Genomic DNA, 6,874 nt, shown 5'->3' on the forward strand with positions numbered 1-6,874 from the left:
AGGATGCTCTGCGGCTGTTGCGCGATGGCGGGCGCCCCCTCACAGAGGTGGCACACCAACTGGGATTTTCCGACCACAGCAATTTTACCCGCGCCTTCAAGCGCTGGTTTGGTCAAACGCCCACCCAGTTTCTGGCCTAAACGCCACTGGCAATGTGTAACCCCACAAAAAAGCCCGGTGAGACCGGGCTTTTTTGTGGATGATGGTAAGAAAATTACTGCACGATAGTAATTGGGTAGACGGCAGACTTTTTACCTGTGGGGTTCAATGCGCGCATCTCAGGCGCCAAATGCTGCAAACCTTTTTCGCGATTGCCGGGCGCCGGGTGCGTACTTAAGAACTCCGGGCCACCACTGCCACCCACCTGCGCCATTTTGCGCCACAGCGTCACCGCCGCGTCGGGGCTATAGCCGGCGCGGGTGGCCAGCTCGGTGCCCAGACGATCGGCCTCCGCTTCCGCTGTGCGGCTGTTGGGCAGCTCCAGCGCCAGCTTAGCCGCCAACGCCGCACCAGTAAGCGTCAGGGCATTGTTATCGGTGGCGGCTCCCGCTGCCACGACGCCCAAGTTAATCGCCATGGCGCGCGACATCCGCTCGGCGGTGTGATTGGCCAGTGCGTGGGAGATTTCGTGCCCCATAATCTGGGCCATTTCATCGTCGGTTAAATCCAGTTTACTGATAATGCCCGTGTAAATGGCCATGCGACCGCCGGCCATACACCAAGCATTTATGGTGTCTATGTCGTCGATAATAGCCACGCTCCACTCCCAGTCGCGCGTGTGTGGGTAAAGCGCAACAGCCTCAGTTACCAAGCGCCCGGTGATGGTCTTCACGCGATTCACCGTGGTGGGGTCACTGATCAATTTGTCCTTTTTATCCAGATCCGCCACTGTGCCCAGGTAAGCTTTTTTCGATTCGACAATGGCCGCCTCCGGAGAGATAAGCATCAACTGCGAACGACCGGTGGGGCTGGTCGCGCAGGCGCTGAGTAGGCCGCACAGTAATAACAGAGAGAGCGATAACGTTTTCATGGTAAACAGGTGTTCCTTGTTCCTGTGAAGTTGACGGGATTATAAAGCATTCTGCTGCGCGGGTTCAGGCTGTTGACGGCGATAGATCACCAACGAGTGAGCCATCATATCGTGGAAGCCTTGCTTGCGGGCATCTATGCCCACCCAAATGAAACCCAAGCAACCGGCCATACTGGAAACAAAGTAACCCAGGTAACGCAATACCGACTGCTTAACGCTAAGTGGCCCCAGCGTGCGCGCATCCACAACCTGCAACCCCAACACCAGCTTGCCAGGTGTACCCAGGAACTTCACCCAGAAGTAGCCATACAGCAGCAATAAAATGGCATATTCAGTTACGATTTGTTGAAGAATGGTGCGCAGCTGCTCCGCCAATACCTGCAAACCCGCACTGGGATCTAGCTGCCAGTGGCCCGTGCCAAAGGCAAAGCCCAAGGGTATGGAGACAAAGAGCAGTACACACACTGAATCGATAACAAAGGTGGCAAACCGAATCCAAAATCCTGCGTAGCGCAGGTCGTTCGCGGCCGCTGCGGGCTCGGTGTTTACGACCTGACCGGCCGGTGGTTCCAAATCCAATTCCAATTTCACTGACTATCTCACTCGTTCAAAGCATCTATTTTCGCGCCGCTGTGCAGCAACAATTCGACTCGGCGCTGCAATATCGGAAGCAGCTCGCGCTCAAACCAAGGGTTTACCGCCAGCCACCGATTGTTGCGTGGACTGGGGTGGGGCAACGGCAGGTATGCGGGCCACCCCATGCGCCACCGCTGCACCCGCTCGGTCACACTCGCCCCCGCCAGCTTGTGCCAGCGCTGCGCAAACTGCCCGATAACCAGCGTCAGCTGCACATTTGAGTGGGCCGCCAGCAGGCGCTGCCGCCACAGCGCGGCGCACTCGGGCCGGGGCGGCAAATCCCCCTGACTGCCGGTGCCCGGGTAACAAAATCCCATGGGTAAAATACTGAAATTTGCAGGATTATAAAACTGCGCCTCAGTCACCCCCAACCACTGGCGCAGGCGCACACCGCTGGGGTCCGCAAAGGGTCGGCCACGCTGATGGGCCGCCCGCCCCGGCGCCTGTCCCGCAATGACGATGGGTGCCGCCAGGCCCAATTGCAACACCGGCCTGGGCGCCTGCGGCAACAGATCGGCACAAGCCCGACAGCCTTGAACCTCGCGAATTAAATCCAAGACAATACTCGCATGCTCACGCCTTGGCTGCGCCCAGTGATCCAATGCGCGCTTGCGTCCGTAAGCGCTGAATGCGCAGGGCTAGGCCCCGTGCGCTGTACAGCGGGCAGCGCAACCCCGTTTTGACATCCCACGGTATGGCGGCCTCCTATGTGCGGTGGTGTGAATTGCCTCGATTGCAGTAGCACCCGCAACCCGCCTGCTAGGCTAACCCTAGCCCCCATTAACACGCTCAAGCTCCGGAGTCTCTGTGATCACCTTACACCACTTAAATAATTCCCGCTCACAACGCATCCTCTGGCTGTTGGAAGAACTGGGCGCAAGCTACAAAATTGTGGCCCACCAGCGCAATCCAAAAACGCAACTGGCCCCCGAATCCCTCAAAGCCGTGCACCCATTGGGTAAAAGCCCTGTAATTACCGACGACAGCAATCAGCTAACGCTGGCGGAAAGCGGCGCAATAATTGAATACCTGACCGCCACCTACGGCAATTTCAGCTGGCAGCTGGCGCCGCAAGACAGCCTGTATTGGCAGTATCACTTCTGGTTGCACTTTAGCGAGGGCTCCGTCATGCCTCCCCTGGTAATGCGCCTAGTCATGCAGCGCGTCCAAACGGCACCCATGCCCTTTTTTGTGCGGCCTATAGCCCGCAATATTGCACGAAAAGTACTGCACAATTTTGTAAACCCCACCGTCAATGCCAATCTGGCGTATATAGAACAACATCTGCAAAACCACACCTGGTTTTGTGGCGCCCAGATTAGCGGTGCCGACATACAAATGAGCTTTCCTCTGGAAGCACAGGTGAGCAGTGGCCTAGACAGCGCGGTCTATCCTAACATCCGCCGTTTTGTCGACCAGTGCCAGGCGCGGCCCGCCTATCAGGCCGCACTGCAGAAGGCCCCGGGCTACGCCTACGGGCCCGCATAGCACGCTAAAATGACGGCGGCAAGCCGGGCCAGAGCATCTATACTAATTGGGAAAACCTGCTGAGCGGCCCTTAATGAGCAGCACTTCGCACCATTCCCGATCTCGCGCCACGGCAACCATTCTGGTGGGCGGTTTACTACTGCTGATCACAGCGGTGAGCGCCCAGTACGCGCTCTACGGCATCATCGAGCGCTACGACCAGATGATGAATACGCGCATCGCCAGCCAAACCGATCTGCACGAGATTAACATCGCCTTTAAAACCCAGGTGCAGGAGTGGAAAAACACCCTGCTGCGCGGTTATGAACCCGCCGACCGAGAAAAATACTGGCGCTCGTTTCTGTCAGAAGAGGCGCGGGTGCAAAGCCTGGTAAATAATCTGGAGGCCTCGCGCCTCAGCAGTGACACCCACAAAGCCCTGCAGCGTTTCGCCCGCGCGCACAGCCAGCTGGCCAGTATGTATCGCCAGGGTTACGAGGTTTTTCAGGCCAACGGTTACGAAATACGTCCCGTGGACGATTTACTGCGCGGTATCGACCGCGAACCTAGCAACAAACTGCACGATTTCACCCAAAGCCTGGAGGCTGAAATCGTGGCCGAAGCCAGCGCGCTCAACGACAGCGCCAGCTCGCTGTTCATTTTCACGCTGCTGGTGGTCTTGGTCAGTTCTGTGGCCGTGGCCCTGGGCGCAAACTCCATTGTCCGCAATGCCATTGACACCGAGGTTAGCGCGCGCACCCGCTCTGACTTTTTGGCCAAAATGAGCCATGAAATTCGCACCCCTATGAACGGCGTGCTGGGCATGAGCGAATTGCTGTCGTCCACGCCGTTAAATGAGCAGCAAAAGCGCTACAACCAGGCCATCCACAGCTCGGGCCAATCGCTGCTGGTGTTGATCAACGACCTGCTCGACTACGCGCGCATCGAGTCTGGCAAAATGTCGCTCGAGTCCATTACATTTTCCCTGCGTGGACTGCTGAGCAATGTGTACTACCTATTCATACAAAAGGCAGCCGAGCGCAATATTCACTGGATCATCGATATCTCGCCCAGTGTCCCGGATCAGTTCATCGGCGACCCGGCGCGCATCAATCAAATCTTGGTCAATTTGGCAGGCAACGCCGTCAAGTTTACCCAGGAAGGCTCGGTGGAGCTGCAGGTGGAGTGGCGCGACGAGCGCCTGATTATTTGTTGTAAGGACACGGGTATTGGCATGGATCAGAGCACTCTGAGCCAACTGTTCGTGCCCTACACCCAGGCCGACAACTCCATTCACCGTCGCTTTGGCGGTACCGGCCTAGGATTGGTCATTAGCCGAGAACTGGCCCGCCAAATGCAAGGCGACCTAACTGTAGACAGCCGGCCCAATCAGGGCACCGTGTTCTGTTTGTCGCTGCCCTTGCAATACAACGCCGCCGACGAGGCGTCATTTACCGGCGATAAACCCAGCATTTTGCTGTGTGTGGATAGCGAGTGGCGACGCGCCGACTACCTCCGCTACTGCGTTCACTGGGGCTTGGATACGCACGTTGCCGATAGCCAAGACACCCCCGAGGCTGCCGAAAGCACCACCATTGCTGTCATAGACCTAGAAGACCACCATGCCAGCGATAAATTGGCGGCGGCCTACAAGGCCCAGGGCTACCTCCCGCTACAACTCTACGATGTGGGCCAAAGTAATGAATGGATCAATAGCCACGGCGAAATAACCCGCGGTTTCAAGGATCGACCGCCCTTTGGTGCACTGCTAAAGCCGTTGCTTGAAGATTGTTTACAGCTCGAGAACAACCCGCTTATCGAGACAGAGCCACACACGGGTATCCGGCCACTGAATATTCTGGCGGTGGATGACAACTCGGTAAATCGCACCGTTATTTCGGCCATGCTCGCCAAACTCGGACACCGCTGCACCTTGGCGTGCGATGGGGAGGACGCTGTATCCCAGTTTCTCAACACCACCCGCGCCTTCGACATTGTCCTCATGGATTGTGAAATGCCCGTCTTGGACGGCCTGGGCGCCCTGCGCTGCATCCGCGAAATAGAGCAGGAAAAAGACATGGCGCCCACCCCAGTGCTGGCACTAACCGCCAATGCCTACGAGACAGATCGCGACCGCTATCTCGATGGCGGTATGGATGAAGTGCTCACGAAACCCATCAGCCTCAACCGCCTAAAGGCCGCTTTGCTGAAACACGCCATCTAAGCCCGACACGGCATTGCCACAGCATTCTGCTATGATGCGCGCTTTCAGATTTCCAAGGACTGCGTTTGGCCATGAAAGCCCTCCGACTTACGCTGGCGACAACCGCCTGCTGCCTGACACTCCCCACCCTCGCCTCACCCTCGCCGATTGCCACTGACGGTGTTTGGGCGGCGGGTTTGACCACCCGCGTGCAGACATCGCCCTACATTGGCGAAACCAGCCGCGTGGATTTTCTGCCAGAGCTCTATTATCAAGGCGAGCAGTGGTATCTGGCCGGGACTCAAGCCGGCTGGAAAAGTCGCACTCACGAAGGGTTTTATGTGGATGCTTTTGCGCGCTATCGCTTCGGCGGTTATAGCGAAGAGCAGTCAAAGGATTTAACGGACATGCAACGCTTTGGCACGCTGGAGGCCGGCGCCCAACTGGTTAAAAACACCGAGCTGGGCGAGTGGCGTATAGGCGCCAGCGCAGACACACTCAACCGCCATCAAGGCTGGAGCGCCAGTGCCGAGTGGCGCGGCAATTGGCAACAGGGACGCTGGACGCTAACCCCGCTGCTCGGGATCGATTACGAGTCGGCCGATATCAACGACTACTACTACGGCGTTCGCGCGGACGAAGCCACCGCTGAGCGCTCGGCCTACAGCGCTGACGCCAGTACGAATCTGCGTCTGGGGCTGGAAGCCTGGACCCGATTCGGCAGCGCCCACTTGCTGGGCCTGGGTCTGACCCACACCCGCTATGGCGAAACTGTGGCGGACAGCCCCATTACCGACAGCGGCCAACACACCGAACTGCGCTTAAACTACCGGTACGAATTTATCAATAATCCCGCCGCGCAAACGCTCCACAAGGCCGGCGAGTCGCCCTGGCTCGAGGGCGAGTGGGAGTGGCGCCTGGCCGGCGGTTATTGGACCGATGGCAATTTCATCGAAATGATTTACTTGAATAATATGGCGGTGGATACCCAAAATACCGCCATGGTTAGCGGTTTTCTCAGCAAAAAGATCAGCGATGAAGCCTGGAACCTCCCCGTTGATGTGCATTTGACCGGCGGTCTGGTGCGCCACTTTGAAAAGAGCGGCCAAGACGACTTTAACGAGTATGTGATCGCACTCAAGGGTTACTTTAACGATTTTCCCTGGTCGCACATTATCGAAACACGCGTGGGCTTTGGCTACGGTTTTTCCTATGGGGAAAAAGTCCCTTGGCAGGAAACGGAAAACGTACTCGAAAAAAATCTAAACGATTCGCACATGCTGCAGTACCTGGATTACAGCTGGGACTTAAATGTGGGCGATCTTTTCAACAACGATGCGGCCAAGCACTGCTACGTGGGTTACAGTATTCACCACCGCTCCGGCATCTTTGGGAAAACCGATTATACTTGGTCCTCATGTCAAAGAGTGGGAATCTGTTGTCAGTCAATTTATAAAAGAGGATGCCCTCATTCAAATCAGCTCTATTCAAACGAATTGGGTCAATGATCTGGTTAATGAAGTAGAAAAATTAATTAA

At 56.7% G+C, this 6,874-nt stretch carries 7 protein-coding genes; 4 read left to right on the forward strand and 3 right to left on the reverse strand.

Annotated elements, in window-relative coordinates; translation table 11 throughout:
* Positions 1-17 precede the first annotated feature (17 nt).
* Positions 18-140: a helix-turn-helix domain-containing protein gene (locus ACW8F6_RS17845; protein ID WP_491577251.1), complete on the forward strand. Its 123-nt coding sequence runs from the start codon at positions 18-20 to the stop codon at positions 138-140.
* A 74-nt stretch (positions 141-214) separates the two neighbouring features.
* Here the strand turns inward: ACW8F6_RS17845 and ACW8F6_RS17850 are convergent, their stop codons facing one another.
* The 3 genes from ACW8F6_RS17850 to ACW8F6_RS17860 are packed head-to-tail and all read right to left on the reverse strand — an operon-like array spanning position 215 to position 2,223.
* Positions 215-1,030, reverse strand: a complete 816-nt coding sequence (locus ACW8F6_RS17850; RefSeq protein WP_491577245.1) for a M48 family metallopeptidase — start codon at positions 1,028-1,030, stop codon at positions 215-217.
* 39 nt (positions 1,031-1,069) lie between these two features.
* Positions 1,070-1,621, reverse strand: a complete 552-nt coding sequence (locus ACW8F6_RS17855) for an RDD family protein (RefSeq protein ID WP_491577246.1) — start codon at positions 1,619-1,621, stop codon at positions 1,070-1,072.
* An 8-nt stretch (positions 1,622-1,629) separates the two neighbouring features.
* Positions 1,630-2,223, reverse strand: a complete 594-nt coding sequence (locus tag ACW8F6_RS17860) for a uracil-DNA glycosylase family protein (RefSeq protein WP_491577247.1) — start codon at positions 2,221-2,223, stop codon at positions 1,630-1,632.
* A gap of 250 nt (positions 2,224-2,473) precedes the next feature.
* On the opposite strand from ACW8F6_RS17860, the gene ACW8F6_RS17865 reads away from it, so the two are divergent.
* The 3 genes from ACW8F6_RS17865 (at position 2,474) to ACW8F6_RS17875 (ending at position 6,844) form a co-directional block, all read left to right on the forward strand.
* Positions 2,474-3,154, forward strand: a complete 681-nt coding sequence (locus tag ACW8F6_RS17865) for a glutathione S-transferase (RefSeq protein ID WP_491577248.1) — start codon at positions 2,474-2,476, stop codon at positions 3,152-3,154.
* Positions 3,155-3,227: 73 nt separating this feature from the next.
* Entirely contained in the window at positions 3,228-5,357 is a 2,130-nt protein-coding gene (locus ACW8F6_RS17870) for an ATP-binding protein (RefSeq protein ID WP_491577249.1), read from the forward strand.
* Positions 5,358-5,428: 71 nt separating this feature from the next.
* Positions 5,429-6,844, forward strand: coding sequence for a MipA/OmpV family protein (locus tag ACW8F6_RS17875; RefSeq protein WP_491577250.1), 1,416 nt, complete (start codon positions 5,429-5,431; stop codon positions 6,842-6,844).
* The last annotated feature ends 30 nt before the right edge of the window (positions 6,845-6,874 follow it).

It is taken from the genome of Simiduia sp., from assembly GCF_058345725.1.

Bases quoted from the DNA above. Each gene is read 5' to 3' on its own strand.
- ACW8F6_RS17850 (WP_491577245.1), bottom strand. From the start codon at position 1,030: ATGAAAACGTTATCGCTCTCTCTGTTATTACTGTGCGGCCTACTCAGC.
- ACW8F6_RS17870 (WP_491577249.1), top strand. From the start codon at position 3,228: ATGAGCAGCACTTCGCACCATTCCCGATCTCGCGCCACGGCAACCATT.
- ACW8F6_RS17875 (WP_491577250.1), top strand. From the start codon at position 5,429: ATGAAAGCCCTCCGACTTACGCTGGCGACAACCGCCTGCTGCCTGACA.